Here is a 19,548-nt window from a genome sequence, read left to right on the forward strand (position 1 = left end):
CCTCTGGGCCTCTTGTTGTTTCCCCTGTGGGGGAGGCGGGAAGGGGTACCGCCCGTACTTTGAGAACTACACAGTGGACGCGAGCATCTTGCAACTGATCTTTGATCGGTTGCACAAGATGATCTTAAAGATCATTAGTCAATTTCAAGCCAGGCCCTGTGCCTGGTGTCGATTCTGATTCAAACTCATGTGATTTATCAAGTCTTCAAGAGCAAACGGTGAATGCCTTGGCATCTGGAGCCGAAGAAGGACGTAGCAATCTGCGATAAGCCTCGGGGAACTGATAAGCAAGTTTTGATCCGAGGGTGTCCGAATGGGGAAACCCCGCTGGGCGGCGTGCCGACCTAGTGACTCCCGCCTGAATATATAGGGCGGGTAGAGGGAACGTGGGGAAGTGAAACATCTCAGTACCCACAGGAAGAGAAAGCAACCGCGATTCCGTTAGTAGTGGCGAGCGAAACCGGAACAGGCTAAACCTAGCGTGTGTGATAGCCGGCAGGCGTTGCACGTTGGGGGTTGTGGGACTTTTCAGTCATCTCTGCCGAGATGGCGGCGTTACAAGATGGTATAGACGAACGGTCTTGAAAGGCCGGTCATAGAGGGTGCCAACCCCGTAGTCGAAATGCCACCCTTGGCGCGAAGAGTATCCCAAGTAGCACGGGGCCCGTGAAATCCCGTGTGAATCTGTCAGGACCACCTGATAAGCCTAAATACTCCCAGATGACCGATAGCGGACAAGTACCGTGAGGGAAAGGTGAAAAGTACCCCGGGAGGGGAGTGAAATAGTACCTGAAACCGTTTGCTTACAAACCGTTGGAGCAGCCTTAGTAGCTGTGACAGCGTGCCTTTTGAAGAATGAGCCTGCGAGTTAGCGATATGTGGCGAGGTTAACCCGTTGAGGGGTAGCCGTAGCGAAAGCGAGTCTGAATAGGGCGATTCAGTCGCATGTCCTAGACCCGAAGCGAAGTGATCTATCCATGGCCAGGTTGAAGCGACGGTAAGACGTCGTGGAGGACCGAACCCACTTAGGTTGAAAACTGAGGGGATGAGCTGTGGATAGGGGTGAAAGGCCAATCAAACTTCGTGATAGCTGGTTCTCTCCGAAATGCATTTAGGTGCAGCGTTGCGTGTTTCTTGCCGGAGGTAGAGCTACTGGATGGCCGATGGGCCCTACAAGGTTACTGACGTCAGCCAAACTCCGAATGCCGGTAAGTGAGAGCGCAGCAGTGAGACTGTGGGGGATAAGCTTCATAGTCGAGAGGGAAACAACCCAGACCACCAACTAAGGTCCCAAAGCGCGTGCTAAGTGGGAAAGGATGTGGAGTTGCCTTGACAACCAGGAGGTTGGCTTAGAAGCAGCCACCCTTGAAAGAGTGCGTAATAGCTCACTGGTCAAGTGATTCCGCGCCGACAATGTAACGGGGCTCAAGCACGCCACCGAAGTTGTGGCATTGACATTATTGGTAGGCCTTCGTGGTCCAGCCGTGTTGATGGGTAGGAGAGCGTCGTGTGGCCAGCGAAGCGGCGGTGTAAACCAGCCGTGGAGGCTACACGAGTGAGAATGCAGGCATGAGTAGCGAAAGACGTGTGAGAAACACGTCCTCCGAAAGACCAAGGGTTCCAGGGTCAAGCTAATCTTCCCTGGGTAAGTCGGGACCTAAGGCGAGGCCGACAGGCGTAGTCGATGGACAACGGGTTGATATTCCCGTACCGGCGAAGAACCGCCCAAGCTAATCCAGTAGTGCTAAGTGTCTGAATCCCAGTGACTGATCCCTTCGGGGTGACGCGTTGGGCCTAGCGCACGACCCCATTCTGGTGCGGTTAGCGTATTAACAGGTGTGACGCAGGAAGGTAGTCCAGCCGGGCGATGGTTGTCCCGGTGCAAGTGCGTAGGCCGAGAGATAGGCAAATCCGTCTCTCACATAGGCTGAGACACGATGCGGATAGAAAGTGGATGATCCTATGCTGCCAAGAAAAGCATCGACGCGAGGTTCCAGCCGCCCGTACCCCAAACCGACTCAGGTGGTCAGGTAGAGAATACCAAGGAGATCGAGAGAATCGTGGTTAAGGAACTCGGCAAAATGCCCCCGTAACTTCGGGAGAAGGGGGGCCTTCGACGTATTAGGACTTGCTCCGAAAGCGTTTGGAGGCCGCAGAGACTAGTGGGTAGCGACTGTTTACTAAAAACACAGGTCCGTGCCAAGTCGCAAGACGATGTATACGGACTGACGCCTGCCCGGTGCTGGAAGGTTAAGAGGACCGGTTAGCCGCAAGGCGAAGCTGAGAATTTAAGCCCCAGTAAACGGCGGTGGTAACTATAACCATCCTAAGGTAGCGAAATTCCTTGTCGGGTAAGTTCCGACCTGCACGAATGGCGTAACGACTTCCCAACTGTCTCAACCGCGAACTCGGCGAAATTGCATTACGAGTAAAGATGCTCGTTACGCGCAGCAGGACGGAAAGACCCCGTGACCTTTACTATAGCTTTGTATTGGTGTTCGGTGTGGCTTGTGTAGGATAGGTGGGAGACTGTGAAGCATGGACGCCAGTTCATGTGGAGTCATTGTTGAAATACCACTCTGGTCACTCTGGATATCTAACTTCGAACCGTAATCCGGTTCAGGGACAGTGCATGGTGGGTAGTTTAACTGGGGCGGTTGCCTCCCAAAAAGTAACGGAGGCGCCCAAAGGTTCCCTCAACCTGGTTGGCAATCAGGTGTCGAGTGTAAGTGCACAAGGGAGCTTGACTGTGAGACTGACAGGTCGAGCAGGGACGAAAGTCGGGACTAGTGATCCGGCAGTGGCTTGTGGAAGCGCTGTCGCTCAACGGATAAAAGGTACCTCGGGGATAACAGGCTGATCTTGCCCAAGAGTCCATATCGACGGCATGGTTTGGCACCTCGATGTCGGCTCGTCGCATCCTGGGGCTGGAGTAGGTCCCAAGGGTTGGGCTGTTCGCCCATTAAAGCGGTACGCGAGCTGGGTTTAGAACGTCGTGAGACAGTTCGGTCCCTATCCGCTGCGCGCGTAGGAAATTTGAGAGGATCTGACCCTAGTACGAGAGGACCGGGTTGGACGAACCTCTGGTGTGTCAGTTGTTCCGCCAGGAGCACCGCTGATTAGCTACGTTCGGGATGGATAACCGCTGAAAGCATCTAAGCGGGAAGCCGGCCTCAAGATGAGATTTCCATACCTTCGGGTGAGAGGCTCCCAGCCAGACTACTGGGTTGATAGGCCAGATGTGGAAGTGCAGTAATGCATGCAGCTGACTGGTACTAATAAGCCGATGACTTGATAACACACCGTTTGTTGGTGCTACGCGTCCACTGAGTGGTTCTCGATGTACGGTCGAGAACCGCATGACAATGACTTTGTTATGTGTTTTGATTGAAACATCTATAGTGTTTCGGCGGCCATAGCGTGAGGGAAACGCCCGGTTACATTCCGAACCCGGAAGCTAAGCCTCACAGCGCCGATGGTACTGCAGGGGGGACCCTGTGGGAGAGTAGGACACCGCCGGACTTCTTTTATACAGAAAAGCCACCCAATGCTGGGTGGCTTTTCTGCGTTAACGTGCATTCGCGATGCGAGTGCCTCGACTGGCGCGGCAATCGCGGCCTTGCGAGATCCGCTATCGCTTGAGCCGTGACTCGAGCACGGATGCAGTCTCGCGGACAGCGGCTGCGAGCATGGTCTCGTCGAGATCCGTCCCGGCCCAGGTCACCGCGACAGCGGCTACGGGCCAGCCCGCGTGATCGCAGACGACCGCGCCGACGCTGCGCAGGCCCTCTGCCACCTCGCTGTCTTCGGTGGCATAACCTCGTGCACGCACCGTGCGCAGCAGCTCGCGCAGTTCGCTCGGCTTCCGAGGCCCGAGTCCGGTGCGGTCGGGAAACGCTGACGCACTCGGGTAGAGAGCTCGCACCTGCTCTCGGGGGAGCGCTGCCAGCATCGCGCGCCCCGACGCGGTCAGGTGGGCAGGGAGCCTCACTCCCACATCCGTGATGAGGGCCTGGCGTCGTGGGGCCCGCTCCTCGACGATGTACAGCACGTCGCCGCCGCTCATCACCGCGAGGTGCGCACTCTCGCCGAGGCGGTCGGAGAGGGCGGCGACGAGTGGGCGCCCCAGACGCGCGAGCGGCTGCTGTCGGGCATACCCGCCGGCGAGCTCGAACGCAGAGGTGCCGAGACCCCATCGTCGGTCCTCGCGGAGGTGAAGGACGAATCCGTGCTCGGCGAGGGTGGCCAGCAGGTGATAGACGGTCGAGCGCGGCAGCTCGAGCTCGCGAGCGATGGCTGATGCGGCGACCGGGGCCGGCCGTCCGGCGAGGTATCGCAGGATCCGCAGCGTGTTGTCGGCCGCCGGGACCTGTGGTGCGGCATCCGCTCTGTCTGGAATCACAGACAAAGGATGCCACGAACCGCTGTCGCCCGCGACCCTGCGGGTGTGGAATCGAGACATGACCGAACTGTCCTCCGTCCTCGTCGGCGATGCCCCACTGAGCCATGCCGATGTCGTCGCGGTCGCCCGCCACGGTGCGCCGGTGGCGATCAGCCCCGCAGCCCTCGCCCGAGTGGCGGACACACGGCGGGTGATCGACGGACTGGCCGCCGATCCGCACCCGCACTACGGCGTCTCCACCGGATTCGGCGCGCTCGCTACGACGTTCATCGCTCCGGATCGCCGGCTGCAGCTGCAGGCCAGTCTGATCCGCTCGCACGCGGCCGGCACCGGCGCGGAGGTCGAGCGCGAGGTCGTGCGCGGTCTGCAGCTGCTGCGCCTGCAGACCTTGACCTCTGGGCGGACGGGCGTTCGCCCGGTCGTCGTCGAAACCTACGCGGGGCTGTTGAACGCGGGCATCACACCCGTCGTTCGCGAGTACGGCTCACTCGGCTGCTCGGGCGACCTTGCTCCCCTCGCGCATATCGCCCTCGCTGCAATGGGCGAGGGCGACGTCCGCGTGGCGGATGGCGAACTCGTTGCGGCATCCGAGGCGCTCTCGGCTGTCGGCATCGAACCGCTCACCCTCGTCGAGAAGGAGGGGCTCGCGCTCATCAACGGCACCGACGGCATGCTCGGGATGCTCGTGCTGGCGCTGCACGACCTCGAGATCCTGCTGCTCACCGCCGACATGGCTGCGGCGATGTCGGTCGAATCGCAGATGGGCACGGATGCCGTGTTCGCGGCCGACCTCATGGCTCTTCGTCCGCAGTCGGGGCAGGCGGAATCGGCCTCGAATCTGCGGTCGTTCCTGCGGGACTCGCCGATCGTGCACAGCCACAAGGGGCCGGAGGACGGCCGCGTGCAGGACGCGTATTCGCTGCGCTGCTCGCCCCAGGTGCACGGGACCGCGCGCGACACGATGGGCTATGCCTCGATGATCGCCGAGCGAGAGCTCGCCAGCGTGATCGACAACCCGGTCATCACTGTCGACGGCCGCATCGAGTCGAACGGCAACTTCCACGGCGCACCCGTCGCTGCCGTCCTGGACTTCCTCGCGATCTCCGTGGCTGACGTCGCGTCGATCTCGGAGCGCCGTACAGACCGGGCGCTCGATCCGGCACGCAACCACGGCCTGCCCCCGTTCCTGGCCGACGAGGTCGGCGTCGACTCGGGACTGATGATCGCTCAGTACGCCTCCGCGGGCATCGTCTCGGAGCTCAAGCGCATCGCCGTGCCGGCATCCGTCGATTCGATCCCTTCGTCGGCGATGCAGGAGGATCACGTGTCGATGGGATGGGCCGCGGCCCGCAAGCTTCGTCGGGCGATCGACGGACTCGGCCGTGTCATCGCCATCGAGATCCTCACCGGCGCCCGCGCGCTCGACCTGCGCGCCCCGCTGCAGGCAGGCCCTGCGACCGGTGCCGTGCGCGATCTGGTGCGCACCGTCGCCGCAGGGCCAGGACCCGACCGATTCCTCTCCCCAGACATGGAAGCCGTGACCGCACTCGTGCAGTCCGGCGCAATCGCCCGCATCGCAAAGGAGCACGCGCATGACTGACGCCACGGCCCCCGACTCGACGACGACGACCGCGACGGGACCGCGCGTCGTTCGCGCCGCCCGCGGCAACCAGCGCACGGCCAAGAGCTGGGGCGCCGAAGCCGCCAAGCGCATGCTGATGAACAACCTCGACGCCGAGGTGGCCGAGCATCCCGAAGACCTCGTCGTCTACGGCGGCACCGGCAAGGCGGCGCGCAGCTGGGAGGCGTACGACGCGATCGTCCGCACCCTCGACGAGCTCGAGCCGGACGAGACGCTGCTCGTGCAGTCGGGCAAGCCGGTCGGCGTCTTCCGCACGCACGAGTGGGCGCCGCGAGTGCTGATCGCGAACTCGAACCTCGTGGGCGACTGGGCGAACTGGCCCGAGTTCCGCCGGCTCGAGGAGCTGGGGCTGATCATGTACGGGCAGATGACCGCGGGGTCGTGGATCTACATCGGAACCCAGGGCATTCTGCAGGGGACCTACGAGACGTTCTCGGCCGTCGCCCGGTCGCTCGGCAGAGACTCGCTGAAGGGCACGCTGACTCTGACCGGCGGTGCCGGCGGAATGGGTGGCGCGCAGCCGCTGGCGGTCACCCTCAACGACGGTGCCGTGCTCATCGTCGACGTCGACGAATCGCGCCTCGCCCGTCGTGTCGAGCACGGCTACCTCGACGAGTACACGACCGACCTCGACGCGGCGATCGCCCGGGTCGTCGCGGCGAAGGACGCCGGCGAGGCCCTGTCGGTCGGCGTCGTCGGGAACGCGGCGGAGGTCTTCCCCGAGCTGCTGCGCCGCGGTGTGCCGATCGACATCGTCACCGACCAGACCAGTGCGCACGACCCGCTCGCCTACCTGCCCGTCGGCATCGCAGTCGCAGAGTGGAAGGCAGAGGCCGAGCGGGACGCCGAGGAGTTCACCCGCCGCTCGCGCGAATCGATGGCGCAGCACGTCGCCGCGATGGTGGCCTTCCAGGATGCGGGGGCCGCGGTCTTCGACTACGGCAATTCGATCCGGGCCGAGGCCCAGCTCGGTGGCTTCGACCGCGCCTTCGAGTTCCCCGGTTTCGTGCCGGCGTACATCCGCCCGCAGTTCGAAGAGGGCCGTGGGCCCTTCCGCTGGGCCGCTCTCTCGGGAGATCCCGAGGACATCTACAAGACCGATCGTGCGATCGCCGAGCTGTTCCCCGAAGACAAGGCTCTGCATCGCTGGCTCGAGAAGGCCGGCGAGAAGGTGCACTTCGAGGGCCTGCCCGCCCGCATCTGCTGGCTCGGCTACAAGGAGCGTCACCTGGCGGGCCTCAAGTTCAACGAGATGGTGGCCTCCGGCGAGCTCGCCGCCCCGATCGTGATCGGCCGCGACCACCTCGACTCGGGTTCGGTCGCCTCGCCCTATCGCGAGACCGAGGCCATGAAGGACGGGTCGGATGCCATCGCCGACTGGCCGCTGCTGAACGCGCTGCTCAACACGGCATCCGGCGCATCGTGGGTGTCGCTGCACCATGGCGGCGGCGTCGGGATCGGCCGCTCGATCCACGCCGGCCAGGTCACCGTGGCCGACGGCTCGGCGCTCGCCGCCGAGAAGCTCGAGCGCGTGCTCACCAACGACCCCGGCACGGGCGTCATGCGACACGTCGACGCGGGGTACGAGCACGCTCGCGACATCGCCCGCGAGCGCGGCCTGAAGGTGCCGATGCTGTGAGCACCTCGCTGATCACGAACATCGCTGAGCTGACGACCAACGTCGGCTCCGACGGCGACCGCTTCGGCACCCTCGTCGATGCGGCCGTTCTCCTCGACGGCGAGCGGATCGCCTGGGTCGGCTCGGCCGACGACGCACCGGATGCCGACGAGATCGTGGACGCGGGCGGACGTGCCGTCATCCCCGGGTTCGTCGACAGCCACAGCCACCTGGTTTTCGGGGGCGATCGTGCCGCCGAGTTCGAGGCGCGGATGGCTGGGCAGAAGTACGCGGCCGGCGGCATCCGCTCGACCGTCGCGGAGACCCGAGCGTCGAGCGACGATCAGCTGCGCGCGCGGCTGCGGGGATTCGTCGACGAACTGCTCGCTCAGGGCACGACGACGATCGAGATCAAGAGCGGCTACGGGCTGAGTGTCGCGGACGAAGAACGTCTCGTGCGCCTCGCTGCCGAGGTCACGCCGGAGGTGACGTTCCTCGGTGCCCATGTGGTTCCCGCGGACTACGCCGACCGTGCCGACGAGTACGTCGACCTGGTGACCGGGCCGATGCTCGACGCTTGTGCACCGCACTCGAAGTGGATCGACGTGTTCTGCGAGACCGGGGCGTTCTCGGTCGAGCAGTCGCGGCGGGTGCTCGACGCCGGCATCGCGAAGGGACTGATGCCGCGCGTGCACGCGAGCCAGCTCGGCCCGGGTGACGGAGTCCGTCTCGCAGTCGAGCTCGGCGCGGCATCCGTCGACCACGGCACCTACCTGACGGACGCCGACACCGCAGCGCTTGCCGGATCCGACACCGTGCTCACCCTGTTGCCCGGGGTGGAGTTCTCGACCAGGCAGCCGTATCCCGACGCCCGCCGACTCATCGACGCGGGAGTCACCGTGGCGATCGCCTGCGACACGAACCCGGGGTCGAGCTTCACCTCCTCCATGCCGTTCTGCATCGCGATCGCCGTGCGCGACATGGGGATGACACCCGCCGAGGCCGTGTGGGCGGCGACCGCCGGGGGAGCGCTGGCACTGCGGCGCGACGACGTCGGCGTCATCGCACCTGGGGCGCGGGCCGACCTCGTGCTGCTGAAGGCTCCCACCCGCATCCACCTGGCCTACCGCCCGGGGGTGCCGCTCGTCGAGCAGGTCTGGAAAGACGGTGTCGCGGTCTTCGACGCTCGCGGAACGGAGGATCATGGCCCTGTCGCACGATGACCTCTGGCCGCGTGCCGGGTCGTGGCCCGCGTTCGCCGAAGGGGATGATGCGGAGGCCGTGCTGCTCGGTGTTCCTACGTGGCGCACCTCGCTGTCGCCGACCGGCGCGCACGCGACACCCGCCGCGATCCGGGAGGCGCTCACCCGCTACAGCGCCACCCTGATGGGTCCGCCGGTCGTCGACCTCACCGAGGCGCTGCGCGTGCTCGACGCGGGCGACGTGGTCGAACCAGACGGAGAGGACGGCATCGCTCCGACGGTCGCGCGGGTGCGCGAGCTCGCCGATGCCACGCGCCTCGTCATCGCGCTCGGCGGCGACAACGCGCTGACCTACCCGGTCGCTCGGGGCGCTCGGGCCACCGGACTGATCACGATCGACGCCCACTTCGACCTGCGCGACGGGATCTCGAACGGCTCACCCGTGCGGCGGCTCGTCGAGGATGCGCCGGAGGGCGAACGGATCGATCCGACGCGGATCGTCCAGATCGGCATCGCGGACTTCGCGAACTCCGCTGCGTACGCCGCGCGCGCCGCCGACTGGGGCATCCGCGTGATCACCCTCGACGAGGTGCGCCGAAGGGGCATCGCCGAGGTCATCGCCGAAGCCACGCGCATCGCGGGAGCGGGCGCCGGTGCCCGCATCCACCTCGATGTCGACGTCGACGCCGCCGACCGCGCCGCAGCGCCCGGTTGCCCGGCATCCGTCCCCGGCGGCTTCGCCGCGTGGGAGCTGCGCGCGCTCGTCCGCTCGATCGTCGCGGATCCGCGGGTCGTCAGTGCGGACATCGCCGAGGTCGACGCGACGGCCGACGCCGATGACATGCGCACGGTGCGCCTCGCCGCGCTGTGCGTGCTCGAGATGCTCGCCGCCCTCGCCACCCGATGACTGCGAGTTCTCTCCGCGCAGCGTCGATGATGCTCGTTCGCGCGGGCGGCGTGCCGGACCTCAGAGGCCGGCAGCCTTCTCCAGCTGCGCGAGCCTCTCCTGCGGGTTCCCGATGAGCGTCACGATCGGCGGCGCACCACCGGCGCGTTCGAGGTCGTCGAGCGCATCCAGAAGAGCGCTCTCCATCGCCTCTCGGAGGGCCGGATCCTCGTCGTCGGGAACGTCGATCGGGTGCCGTAGGTCCAGCGGCACGACGGCGATCAGATCGATGTGGGCCATGGAGGTCTCGACCAGCTCCTGGGCTCGAGAGAGCAGGGCGCCGTCGCCGCGTCCCAGCATCTCCAGCGCGGTGAGGTAGGCGAGGAAGTCGACGGGACCACGTTCCGAGATGACGGAACTCTCGCGCGCCGACTCTCGCAGCCGAGAGACCGTCACGCGGAGCTGCGCCACGAAGCTGGCCGCGCCAGTCGGCGCCTCCGACTCGACGTCGTCGAACGGATCGCCGAGCACCGTGTACTCGGGATGTGCCGCGTGGAAGTCTGAGATCAGGGTGCTCTTGCCGCTCGCGTGCGTGCCCGACACGACGATCCGCACGCCTCAGACCCCGGGAATGACCAGGTGCGCGATCGTGAAGATCGCGAGGCCCGCGAGCGCGCCGACGAAGGTGCCGTTCAGACGGATGTACTGCAGGTCGCGGCCGACCATGAGCTCGATCTTCTCGGTGGTCTCGACCGGGTCCCAGCGCTCGACGGTGTCGGTGATGATCGACGCGATGTCGTGGCGGTAGCGGTCGACGAGGAACACCGCGGCATCCGACACCCACGTGTCGACGCGGTGCTGCAGTGCGGCATCCGTCGTCAGCCTGTCGCCGACCTCCTGCAGAGCCTGAGCCGCACGCACGCGCAGCCCGCTCTCGGGGTCGGCGAGGGCGGTGAGTAGTCCGTTCTTGGCCGTGTTCCACGCCTCGGCGGCGAGGGCGCCCACGCGGGGACTGTCGAAGAGCGACGACTTCGCGTTCTCGAGCTTGGCGCGCGTCTCCGGGTCGTTCTGCAGGCTGTCGGCGAGGCGGGCGAGGTACCCGTCGACCGCGAGACGGGCCGGATGCTGCGGATCGGCCTGCACGGCGCGGACGAACTTCACGGCCTCGTTGTAGGCCGTGTCGTCGACGAACCGGTGCGCGAGCTTCGGCACCCATCCGGGCAGCCTGCGTGAGATGAGACCCGAGAACGACTCGGCGTTCGCGTCCAGCCAGCGGCCGATGCTGTCGGCCGCGAGGTCGACGGCGCCGTGATGCGCGCCGGCCTCGACGATCTTCTCGAGCCAGGCGCCGGCGGGCGGGCCCCACTCGGGGGAGACGAGGTGCTCACGGGCCAGGTCTGTGATGAGGTCTCGCACGTCGTCGTCGCTGAGTGCGTTGAGCACGGCGGTCGCGATCGTCGCTCCCTCGGCGCCCACGCGCTCGGCGTGGGCCGGCTCTCGCAGCCACTCGCCCGCGCGCTTCGCGATCGCGGTGCTGGCGAGCTTGGTGCGCACGACGCTCGCCTCGAGGAAGTTCGTCTCGACGAACTCGCCCAGCGTGCGGCCGATCTCGTCCTTGCGGTTCGGGATGATCGCGGTGTGCGGGATCGGCAGGCCGAGTGGACGACGGAACAGCGCGGTCACGGCGAACCAGTCGGCGAGGGCACCCACCATGCCGCCTTCGGCGGCGGCGCGCACATAGCCGAGCCACGGCTGCCGTTCCTGGAACGCGAACGCGAAGACGAAGACGACGGCCATGAAGATCAGCGCGCCGAGCGCCACGGCCTTCATTCGTCGGAGCGCGCGAAGTCGCGCCTGGTCTGCGGGCGACAGGAGCGCCATCGGGGTTCGCGGCATGACGTCATCCTTTCACGGGGAGTTCGAGCCGAGTACGGCGTACCGCATCGAGTCCTGTCGTCCGTCGAGAGATCTGGGCTGTGTAGTACCATCACTACATTCGGAATCGAGGTACAACGTGTTCACCATGACCGCTCGAGAATTCAACCAGTCCGTCGCGCGCGCTCAGCGCGTCGCCGACGACCAGCCCGTGATGATCACGAAGCGCGGCGAGCCCGCGTACGTGCTCTTGAGCATCGACGAGTACGAACGGCTAGCCCCGGCCCGGCCCGGGTCGATTCTCGAGTTCCTCGCGATGCCGGAGAAGGACCTCATGGACGACGACGGCGAGTTCGATCGCATCATCGACGAGATCGTCGCCGACCGGAAGACGGACTTCGGTCGTCCTCCGATCGAGTTCTGACCGATGTATCTGCTCGACACGAACACGTTCTCCGACGCGAGGCGCGGAATCGGAGCCGGCATCGCCGCTCGCACCTGGATGGAGAGCGGGGAGCCCGAGGCTCTTCACATGAGCGCCATCACCGACTACGAGCTGGAACTCGGTGTCCTCGGACTCCAGCGGCGCGACCCGCGTCAGGCGAGAGCACTCCGACGCTGGCTGGACGCGCTCCGACTCGGGCTCGGCTCCCGCATCCTCCCCGTCTCTCCGCAGATCGCGCGGACGTGCGCCGCTCTCAACGTGCCGGATCGTCGTCCGTGGGCTGACGCGCTGATCGCGGCCACAGCGTTGCATCACGGCCTGACTCTCGTGACGCGCAACACGAAGGACTTCGAGATCCCCGGCCTGTCGGTGCTGAACCCGTTCGAGGACTGACAGCGGCAGAGGCCGAGTACCCTCGAAACGTGATCGAAGACATCAAGAAGCGTGCACTGCACCGCACCAGCATCCTCGAAGGTCAGATGCGCGGAGTCGCGCGGATGATCGAGAACGAGGAGTACTGCATGGACATCATCACGCAGTCCCGCGCGATCCAGCGCTCTCTGGAGTCTCTCAACCGCCTGCTGCTCGAGAACCACCTGCGCACGCACGTGACGCATATGTTCGACGAGGGCGGGGAGGAGCGCGACAAGGCCGTCGACGAGCTGCTGAAGGCGTTCGACTTCGACCGCAAGTAGAGCCGCGCTCCTCCTCTCGATCAGCGTCCGCCGCCGAACACCTCGCCCTCCATGGCGTCGTAGCCCTCGGCCTGCGGGTCTCCGTGCGAACCGCCCGACAGCGCGTACTCCTCTTCGGGGGAGAGCACGAGACGGTGCCGGAAGAACAGGCCGAAGCCGAGCAGGATGATCACGTAGACGATCGCGATCGCGATGATCGCCGGGCCGAACGTGGGGTTCAGCAGGAAGCCCACGAAGATCAGGGCGGCGATCACGAGGGCGATGACCGCACCCGGGATGCCCCACGGGCTCACGTACGGGCGGTCGACGTTCGGGAACTTCTTGCGCAGGATGATGAACGACACGAGCTGCAGTCCGTAGGCGACGACTGCTCCCCAGACGGCGATGTTCAGGACGATCGCACCGGCGACCGTACCCGCGCCCTCGGAGTCGACCGCGGTGAGCACGTCGAGCACGATCAGCGCGACGAAGCCGATCGCAGCACCCACGGTGAGGGCGACCCACGGCGTCTGGCGCTTTCCGGTGAGCGAGAGGAAGCGCGGGTAGTACCCGGCGCGCGACAGCGAGTACATGTTGCGTCCGTAGGCGAACATGATGCCCTGCAGCGAGGCGAGCAGGCCGATGAGTGCGAACAGCGCGAGCACGGCGGCGAGCTGGTCGCCCACGATCGCGCGGAAGCCGTCGAGCAGCGGTTCGCCGGCGGTGCCTGTCGCTTCGGCTCCGAGCACGCCGGTGTTGAGGAACAGCACCAGGAGGCCCGTGATGATGAGGGTGCCGCGAGCCCAGAACCCTGCCTTGGGGATGTCGCGCGTCGGGTTGTGCGATTCCTCCGCCGCGAGCGGCAGCTCCTCGATGCCGAGGAAGAACCACATCGCGAAGGGCAGTGCGAACAGGATCGGCAGTACGCCGTGGGGGAGGAACGCCGTCTGGCCCTCGTCGGGCACGATGTCCCACAGGGCATCCCACGAGAACGCGCCCGAGAAGAGCGCCATGGCGGAGAAGACCAGGATGATCCCGATCGAGATCACCGACACGATGATCGCGAAGCGGAACGAGATCGCCGCGCCCGCGGAGTTCAGGGCGATGAAGACGATGTAGAGGATGAGGTACCAGACCCATCCGGGCAGCTCGAGGCCCAGCAGCTCACTCGTGATGCCGTTCGCATACGACGCCGAGAAGTAGACGATCACCGCCGTGGTCGCGACGTACTCGATGGTCTCGGCCGCGCCGGTGACGAGGCCGCCCCACGGGCCCATGGCCGAACGGGCGAACGAGTAGGCTCCGCCGGTGTGGGGCATGGCCGCCGCCATCTCTCCGATGGCGAAGATCATGCCGTAGTACATCGCGACGAGGATCGCGAAGGCGATGAGCATCCCGCCGAAGCCCGCGAAGTCGATGCCGAAGTTCCACCCGGAGAAGTCACCCGAGATCACGGCGGCGACCGCGAGGCCCCACAGGCCCCAGACTCCGGCGGACCTCTTCAGTGTGCGTTTCTCGAAATACTCACTCCCGGCGCGTGTATAGGTCGCTCCGGCGACCTTGCGGGATTCATTGCTCTGCTGGGACATCCGCTCTCCGTTCGCATGCGTGCAGGCGCCGGGTGCACCTTGCGGACGATTGTGACAGTCAATGGTGGTTTCGTCTACCTTTAAACGGCAAGGTGATCTACTCTGAGGGCGAAGCCGGTCGGCCGATCGCTTCACAGCACGAGAACGGAGCGTCAGATGGCGGGCAACCTGAGCATCGAACAGCTGGATGCCGGCATCGCCGCCGGCGAGATCGACACGGTGATCGTGGCCTTCGCCGACGCGCAGGGCCGGCTGGTCGGCAAACGTGTGTCGGCGCGGCTGTTCCAGGAGGACATCCTGGCCCACGGTGCCGAGGCGTGCGACTATCTGCTCTCGGTCGACGTCGACATGAACACCGTCGACGGCTACGCGATGTCGGGCTGGGATCGCGGCTACGGCGACATGGTGCTCAAGCCCGACGTCGAGACTCTGCGCAACATCCCCTGGCTCGACGGCACTGCTCTCGTCATGGCCGACCTCGTCTGGCAGAACGGCGAGCCGGTCGGGCCCTCGCCCCGGGCCATCCTCGACCGGCAGCGCGACCGCCTCGCCGAGCGGGGATGGACCGCGTACTCCGGAACTGAGCTCGAGTTCATCGTCTTCGACAACACGTATCGCGATGCGTGGGCGCGCAAGTACGAAGGTCTGACGCCCGCGACCGACTACAACGTCGACTACAACCTGCTCGCCTCGACCCGCATGGAGCCGCTGCTGCGCGACATCCGCAACAGCATGGACGGGGCAGGGCTCTACTGCGAGGGCGTGAAGGGCGAGTGCAACTTCGGTCAGCAGGAGATCGCGTTCCGCTATGCGGAGGTGCGAGAGACCGCCGACCAGCACGCGATCTACAAGAACGGTGCGAAGGAGATCGCCGAGCAGCACGGGCAGGCGCTCACGTTCATGGCCAAGTTCAACGAGCGCGAGGGCAACAGCTGTCACATCCACCTGTCGCTGCGCGACGAGTCGGGCGCTCCGGTCATGGCGGGCGACGGCGAGCACGGCTTCAGCCCCGTGATGGAGCACTGGATCGCCGGCATCCTCGCCACGCTCCGCGAGTTCACCCTGCTGCTCGCGCCGAACATCAACTCGTACAAGCGCTTCGCGAAGGGCAGCTTCGCGCCGACGGGAGTCGCGTGGGGAATCGACAACCGCACGTGTGCCCTGCGCGTGGTCGGTTCAGGCTCGGGGCTCCGGGTGGAGAACCGAGTGCCCGGGGGCGACGTGAACCCGTACCTCGCGATCTCGGCGATCATCGCGGGCGGGCTGCACGGCATCGACAACGAGCTGCCGTTGCCCGAGCGGTTCACCGGCAACGCCTATGAGGCCGGGGTCGATCATCTGCCGACGACCCTGCGCGAGGCCGCGAAGCTGTTCAGCGAGTCGACCATCGCGCGCGCGGCGTTCGGCGACGACGTGGTCGAGCACTACCTGAACCAGGCCCGCATCGAGGTGGAAGCCTATGACGCGGCCGTCACCGACTGGGAGCGCATCCGTGGCTTCGAGCGCCTCTGACCCCAGGCCGCTGATCGGCGTCACGACGTACCTGGAGCGCGCGCAGCAGGGGGTGTGGGATGTGCGGGCGGCGTTCCTGCCTGAGCAGTACCTCACGAGCGTGACCTCCGTCGGCGGCATCGCGCTGCTCCTGCCTCCGCAGGATCCGGATGCCGCGGATGCGGCCATCTCGGGCATGGACGGCCTCGTGCTCTCGGGCGGTGCTGATGTGGCCCCCGAGCTGTACGGCGAGGACCGGCATCCGCTCACCGACCCCGCCCGCGTCGACCGTGATGCATGGGAGCTCGCCCTGTTCCGGGCGGCGGAGCGCCGTGGCATCCCGGTGCTCGCGATCTGCCGCGGTCTGCAGCTCGTGAACGTCGCCCGCGGCGGCACCCTGCAGCAGCATCTGCCCGAATCGCTCGGCACCGAGAAGTACCGCATCGGCGGCGGCGTCTTCGCCGAGAACGACGTCGAGGTGTCGACCGACACTCCGCTCGCCGAGATCATCGGCGAGACCGAGATGCGCGTGCACAGCTACCACCACCAGGGCGTCGGTCGACTCGGCGACGGTCTCGTGGCGGCTGCGCACTCCGACGACGGACTCGTGCAGGCCTTCGTCGACACCTCGGCCGGCCACATCGTCGGCGTCCAATGGCACCCCGAGGAGAACGCCGAGGATCGGCGGCTCTTCACCGATCTCGTCGCACAGGCCCGCGCGTTCGCCGCGCGGCGGAAGGAGGACGCCCGATGAGCGCGTTCACAGTCATCAACCCGTCGACCGGAGCGGCGATCCGCGAGATCGCGCGCGCCGACATCGGAGAGACGGATGCCGCGATCGCGCGCGCCGTCGTGGCGCAGCGTCGATGGGCCGCGCTGGCCCCGGTCGCTCGGGCCGATGCCCTCCGGGCGTTCGCTCGCACGGTCGAGGCCGCGGCCGAAGAGCTCGCCCAGCTCGAGGTGCTGAACTCCGGGCATCCGATCGGTTCCGCCCGATGGGAGGCCGGTCACGTCGCGCAGGTCCTCAACTACTACTCCGCCGACCCTGAACGGCTGTCCGGCCGGCAGATCCCGGTGGCAGGCGGACTCGATGTCACCTTCCACGACCCCTACGGCGTGGTCGGTGTCATCGTGCCGTGGAACTTCCCGATGACGATCGCCGCCTGGGCGTTCGCGCCGGCGCTCGCCGCAGGGAACGCCGTGGTGCTGAAGCCCGCCGAGCTCACCCCTCTCACGGCCATCCGCCTCGGCGAACTCGCTCTCGAAGCGGGTCTTCCCGAAGGGCTGTTCGAGGTCGTCACCGGGTCGGGTTCGGTCGTCGGACAGCGGCTCGTCGAGCATCCGGATGTCCGCAAGGTCGTGTTCACCGGGTCGACCGAGGTCGGCATCGAGGTCGCGGCCGGATGCGCTCGAGCGCTCAAGCCCGTCACGCTGGAGCTCGGCGGCAAGAGCGCCAACATCGTCTTCGCCGACGCGGACCTCGAGAAGGCCGTCGCGGCGGTTCCGGGTTCGGTGTTCGACAACGCGGGTCAGGATTGCTGCGCCCGCAGCCGGCTGCTCGTGCAGCGATCGGTGTACGACCGATTCCTCGAACTGCTCGAGCCCGCTGTCGCTGCGTGGCGAGTAGGAGACCCGTCGAGGACCGACACCGACATGGGACCGCTCATCTCGGCCGCACACCGCGACACGGTCTCGGGGTTCCTCGACGACGCGAACATCGCCTTCCGCGGCAGCGCACCCGAGGGCGACGGCTTTTGGTTCGCCCCGGCCGTGGTGCTCGCCGATCCGTCCGACAGGATCGCGCAGCAGGAGGTGTTCGGCCCGGTCGTCGCGGTCATGCCGTTCGATGACGAAGCCGATGCGATCCGGCTCGCGAACGACACCGCCTACGGACTCGCCGGCTCGATCTGGACCGAGAACCTCGGCCGCGCCGTGCGCGTCTCACGGGGTGTGCAGAGCGGCGTGCTGTCGGTCAACTCGCACTCGTCGGTGCGATACGCGACGCCGTTCGGCGGCATGAAGGCCTCGGGTCTCGGGCGTGAGCTCGGGCCCGACGCCGCCGAGCACTTCACCGAGACCAAGAACGTCTTCTTCGCGACCGACGAATCCTGACAGCGACACCCGGCCCGACCTTTTCACTGCAACGGAGAAACACACATGAGCATCGATCTGACCCAGCGCCTCAAGGACCGCGTCGCCATCATCACGGGTGGCGCGAGCGGAATCGGCTTCGCCACCGCCCAGCGCTTCGCCGCCGAGGGCGCGTTCGTCGTCATCGCCGACGTCGACCCCGCCACGGGCGAAGCGGCAGCGGCCGAGGTGGGCGGAGCGTTCCGCATCGTCGACGTGGCCGACGAGGCCATGGTCAACACGCTCTTCGACGGGGTCGCCGCCGAGTTCGGGCGCATCGACATCGCGTTCAACAACGCCGGCATATCGCCCGCGGACGACGACTCGATCGAGACGACCGAACTGCCGGCCTGGGATCGGGTGCAGGACGTGAACCTCAAGAGCGTGTACCTGTGCAGCCGCGCGGCGCTTCGCCACATGGTTCCGGCAGGTCGAGGCTCGATCATCAACACGGCCTCCTTCGTGGCGCTGCTGGGATCGGCCACCTCGCAGATCAGCTACACCGCATCGAAGGGCGGCGTGCTCGCGATGTCGCGCGAGCTCGGCGTGCAGTTCGCCCGGCAGGGAGTGCGCGTGAACGCCCTGTGCCCGGGACCGGTCAACACCCCGCTGCTGCAGGAGCTCTTCGCAAAAGACCCCGAGCGCGCTCAGCGCCGACTCGTGCATGTGCCGATGGGACGCTTCGCAGAGCCGTCCGAGCTCGCCGCCGCTGTTGCCTTCCTCGCCTCGGACGATTCGTCGTTCATCACCGCGAGCGCCTTCGTCGTCGACGGCGGCATCACCAACGCCTACGTCACCCCGCTGTGAAGCGGGATCATGTCGCTGTGACAGGCTGAGAAGCATGAGCGAGAACCCCTCCGACGGCGATCTCGTCGAGGTGCGCCGGGCGGTCTACCGGCCGCTGCGCCGAGGCAACGCCCTCGAGGATGCGGTCGCTCGCCTCGTGCAGACCATCCGTCTCGGCGTGGTCGCGCCGGGGGAGTCACTGCCGCCCGAGCGTGAGCTCGCGGCATCCTTCGGAGTGAGCCGCGACACCGTGCGCGACGCGATCCGCGAACTCGCGGACACGGGGTACCTGGTGCCGAAGCGCGGTCGATACGGCGGCACGTTCGTCGCGGATCCGCTGCCCCAGCCGTCGGATGCCGGGGCCGTGACCGCCGCCGAGCTCGACGACGTGCTGGGCCTGAGGCGGGTGCTCGAGACCGGGGCGGTGCGCGCGGCCGCGAGTCGTTCGCTGGATGCCGCGACGCGCGCCGACCTGTGGGCGCGGCATGAGGCGGCTCTCCCCGCCGGGCCCGAGGAGTATCGTCGGCTCGACACTTTGCTGCACCTCGCGATCGCCGAGGCCGCCGGCATCCCCTCGCTCGTCGCTCTGCTCGCCGAGAACAGGGCCGATGTCAACGCATGGCTCGACACGTTCCCGTTGATGCCGCGCAACATCCAGCACTCGGGCGAGCAGCACGAACGCATCGTCACCGCGATCCTGGCCGGGCGGCCGGATGTCGCTGAAGCCGCGATGCGCGATCACCTCGCGGGCTCTGAAGCGCTGCTGCGCGGCTTCCTGATCTGAACCCGCGCAGCAGCGGCTGCACCT

The 19,548-nt window shown here is 66.3% G+C and carries 16 protein-coding genes and 2 rRNA genes; 14 read left to right on the plus strand and 4 right to left on the minus strand.

Annotation, left to right across the window (positions count from 1 at the left end; genetic code table 11):
• Positions 1-195: 195 nt before the first annotated feature.
• Positions 196-3,299: ribosomal RNA gene (locus OB895_RS14260) — 23S ribosomal RNA — on the plus strand.
• A gap of 106 nt (positions 3,300-3,405) precedes the next feature.
• Positions 3,406-3,522 (plus strand): 5S ribosomal RNA (rrf, locus tag OB895_RS14265).
• Between the two features lie 109 nt (positions 3,523-3,631).
• Here rrf and OB895_RS14270 read toward each other — a convergent pair.
• Entirely contained in the window at positions 3,632-4,408 is a 777-nt protein-coding gene (locus OB895_RS14270) for an IclR family transcriptional regulator (protein WP_311879926.1), read from the minus strand.
• Positions 4,409-4,460: 52 nt separating this feature from the next.
• On the opposite strand from OB895_RS14270, the gene hutH reads away from it, so the two are divergent.
• From hutH to OB895_RS14290, 4 genes are read left to right on the plus strand one after another with little or no spacing between them, the layout of a single operon-like run.
• The gene (hutH, locus tag OB895_RS14275) at positions 4,461-6,002 is read left to right on the plus strand and encodes a histidine ammonia-lyase (protein WP_311877973.1); all 1,542 of its coding nucleotides are present in this window, start codon (positions 4,461-4,463) and stop codon (positions 6,000-6,002) included.
• The gene (gene hutU / locus OB895_RS14280) at positions 5,995-7,683 is read left to right on the plus strand and encodes a urocanate hydratase (RefSeq protein ID WP_311877974.1); all 1,689 of its coding nucleotides are present in this window, start codon (positions 5,995-5,997) and stop codon (positions 7,681-7,683) included. Before hutH ends, hutU begins: the two co-directional genes overlap by 8 nt.
• Positions 7,680-8,885, plus strand: a complete 1,206-nt coding sequence (hutI, locus tag OB895_RS14285; protein WP_311877975.1) for an imidazolonepropionase — start codon at positions 7,680-7,682, stop codon at positions 8,883-8,885. The genes hutU and hutI overlap by 4 nt, the downstream gene beginning before the upstream one ends.
• Complete coding sequence (locus OB895_RS14290) at positions 8,866-9,771, plus strand: arginase family protein (RefSeq protein WP_311877976.1); 906 nt, start codon at positions 8,866-8,868, stop codon at positions 9,769-9,771. Before hutI ends, OB895_RS14290 begins: the two co-directional genes overlap by 20 nt.
• Before the next feature lie 60 nt (positions 9,772-9,831).
• On the opposite strand, the gene OB895_RS14295 is transcribed toward OB895_RS14290, so the two are convergent.
• A complete protein-coding gene (locus OB895_RS14295) occupies positions 9,832-10,353 on the minus strand; it encodes a DEAD/DEAH box helicase family protein (RefSeq protein WP_311877977.1) in 522 nt (173 codons plus the stop codon).
• A 15-nt stretch (positions 10,354-10,368) separates the two neighbouring features.
• Complete coding sequence (locus OB895_RS14300; RefSeq protein ID WP_311877978.1) at positions 10,369-11,646, minus strand: DUF445 domain-containing protein; 1,278 nt, start codon at positions 11,644-11,646, stop codon at positions 10,369-10,371.
• 127 nt (positions 11,647-11,773) lie between these two features.
• Here OB895_RS14300 and OB895_RS14305 point away from each other — a divergent pair, with 127 nt between their 5' ends.
• Genes OB895_RS14305 through OB895_RS14315 form a run of 3 tightly spaced genes read left to right on the plus strand, consistent with a single transcriptional unit; the run spans position 11,774 to position 12,765 of the window.
• A complete protein-coding gene (locus OB895_RS14305) occupies positions 11,774-12,049 on the plus strand; it encodes a type II toxin-antitoxin system prevent-host-death family antitoxin (protein WP_311877979.1) in 276 nt (91 codons plus the stop codon).
• 3 nt (positions 12,050-12,052) lie between these two features.
• Entirely contained in the window at positions 12,053-12,463 is a 411-nt protein-coding gene (locus OB895_RS14310; protein WP_079113593.1) for a type II toxin-antitoxin system VapC family toxin, read from the plus strand.
• Between the two features lie 29 nt (positions 12,464-12,492).
• Positions 12,493-12,765 (plus strand): metal-sensitive transcriptional regulator, encoded by a 273-nt coding sequence (locus OB895_RS14315; RefSeq protein ID WP_042537810.1) that lies wholly within the window; start codon positions 12,493-12,495, stop codon positions 12,763-12,765.
• A 20-nt stretch (positions 12,766-12,785) separates the two neighbouring features.
• Here OB895_RS14315 and OB895_RS14320 read toward each other — a convergent pair whose 3' ends face one another.
• The gene (locus tag OB895_RS14320; RefSeq protein ID WP_309691471.1) at positions 12,786-14,333 is read right to left on the minus strand and encodes an amino acid permease; all 1,548 of its coding nucleotides are present in this window, start codon (positions 14,331-14,333) and stop codon (positions 12,786-12,788) included.
• 156 nt (positions 14,334-14,489) lie between these two features.
• Between OB895_RS14320 and OB895_RS14325 the strand changes: the two genes are divergently transcribed.
• Genes OB895_RS14325 through OB895_RS14345 form a run of 5 tightly spaced genes read left to right on the plus strand, consistent with a single transcriptional unit; the run spans position 14,490 to position 19,524 of the window.
• Positions 14,490-15,845 carry a glutamine synthetase family protein gene (locus tag OB895_RS14325; RefSeq protein ID WP_311877980.1) on the plus strand — a complete coding sequence of 452 codons (1,356 nt, stop codon included), beginning with the start codon at positions 14,490-14,492 and terminating at the stop codon, positions 15,843-15,845.
• Positions 15,826-16,578: a gamma-glutamyl-gamma-aminobutyrate hydrolase family protein gene (locus OB895_RS14330; RefSeq protein WP_079113591.1), complete on the plus strand. Its 753-nt coding sequence runs from the start codon at positions 15,826-15,828 to the stop codon at positions 16,576-16,578. Before OB895_RS14325 ends, OB895_RS14330 begins: the two co-directional genes overlap by 20 nt.
• Complete coding sequence (locus tag OB895_RS14335; protein WP_079113590.1) at positions 16,575-17,936, plus strand: aldehyde dehydrogenase family protein; 1,362 nt, start codon at positions 16,575-16,577, stop codon at positions 17,934-17,936. The genes OB895_RS14330 and OB895_RS14335 overlap by 4 nt, the downstream gene beginning before the upstream one ends.
• 45 nt (positions 17,937-17,981) lie before the next feature.
• Positions 17,982-18,761, plus strand: a complete 780-nt coding sequence (locus tag OB895_RS14340) for a 3-oxoacyl-ACP reductase (protein WP_042537821.1) — start codon at positions 17,982-17,984, stop codon at positions 18,759-18,761.
• Positions 18,762-18,795: 34 nt separating this feature from the next.
• The gene (locus OB895_RS14345) at positions 18,796-19,524 is read left to right on the plus strand and encodes a FadR/GntR family transcriptional regulator (RefSeq protein WP_042537823.1); all 729 of its coding nucleotides are present in this window, start codon (positions 18,796-18,798) and stop codon (positions 19,522-19,524) included.
• Positions 19,525-19,548: the final 24 nt, after the last annotated feature.

The sequence above is a fragment of the Microbacterium forte genome (assembly GCF_031885415.1).
Lineage (GTDB): Bacteria > Actinomycetota > Actinomycetes > Actinomycetales > Microbacteriaceae > Microbacterium > Microbacterium forte.

Coding starts and splice junctions, on each gene's coding strand:
- OB895_RS14320 (WP_309691471.1), bottom strand. CDS start 14,333: ATGTCCCAGCAGAGCAATGAATCCCGCAAGGTCGCCGGAGCGACCTAT.
- OB895_RS14345 (WP_042537823.1), top strand. CDS start 18,796: ATGAGCGAGAACCCCTCCGACGGCGATCTCGTCGAGGTGCGCCGGGCG.
- hutH (WP_311877973.1), top strand. CDS start 4,461: ATGACCGAACTGTCCTCCGTCCTCGTCGGCGATGCCCCACTGAGCCAT.
- OB895_RS14310 (WP_079113593.1), top strand. CDS start 12,053: ATGTATCTGCTCGACACGAACACGTTCTCCGACGCGAGGCGCGGAATC.
- hutU (WP_311877974.1), top strand. CDS start 5,995: ATGACTGACGCCACGGCCCCCGACTCGACGACGACGACCGCGACGGGA.
- OB895_RS14335 (WP_079113590.1), top strand. CDS start 16,575: ATGAGCGCGTTCACAGTCATCAACCCGTCGACCGGAGCGGCGATCCGC.
- OB895_RS14300 (WP_311877978.1), bottom strand. CDS start 11,646: ATGCCGCGAACCCCGATGGCGCTCCTGTCGCCCGCAGACCAGGCGCGA.
- OB895_RS14325 (WP_311877980.1), top strand. CDS start 14,490: ATGGCGGGCAACCTGAGCATCGAACAGCTGGATGCCGGCATCGCCGCC.
- OB895_RS14290 (WP_311877976.1), top strand. CDS start 8,866: ATGGCCCTGTCGCACGATGACCTCTGGCCGCGTGCCGGGTCGTGGCCC.
- OB895_RS14340 (WP_042537821.1), top strand. CDS start 17,982: ATGAGCATCGATCTGACCCAGCGCCTCAAGGACCGCGTCGCCATCATC.
- OB895_RS14305 (WP_311877979.1), top strand. CDS start 11,774: ATGACCGCTCGAGAATTCAACCAGTCCGTCGCGCGCGCTCAGCGCGTC.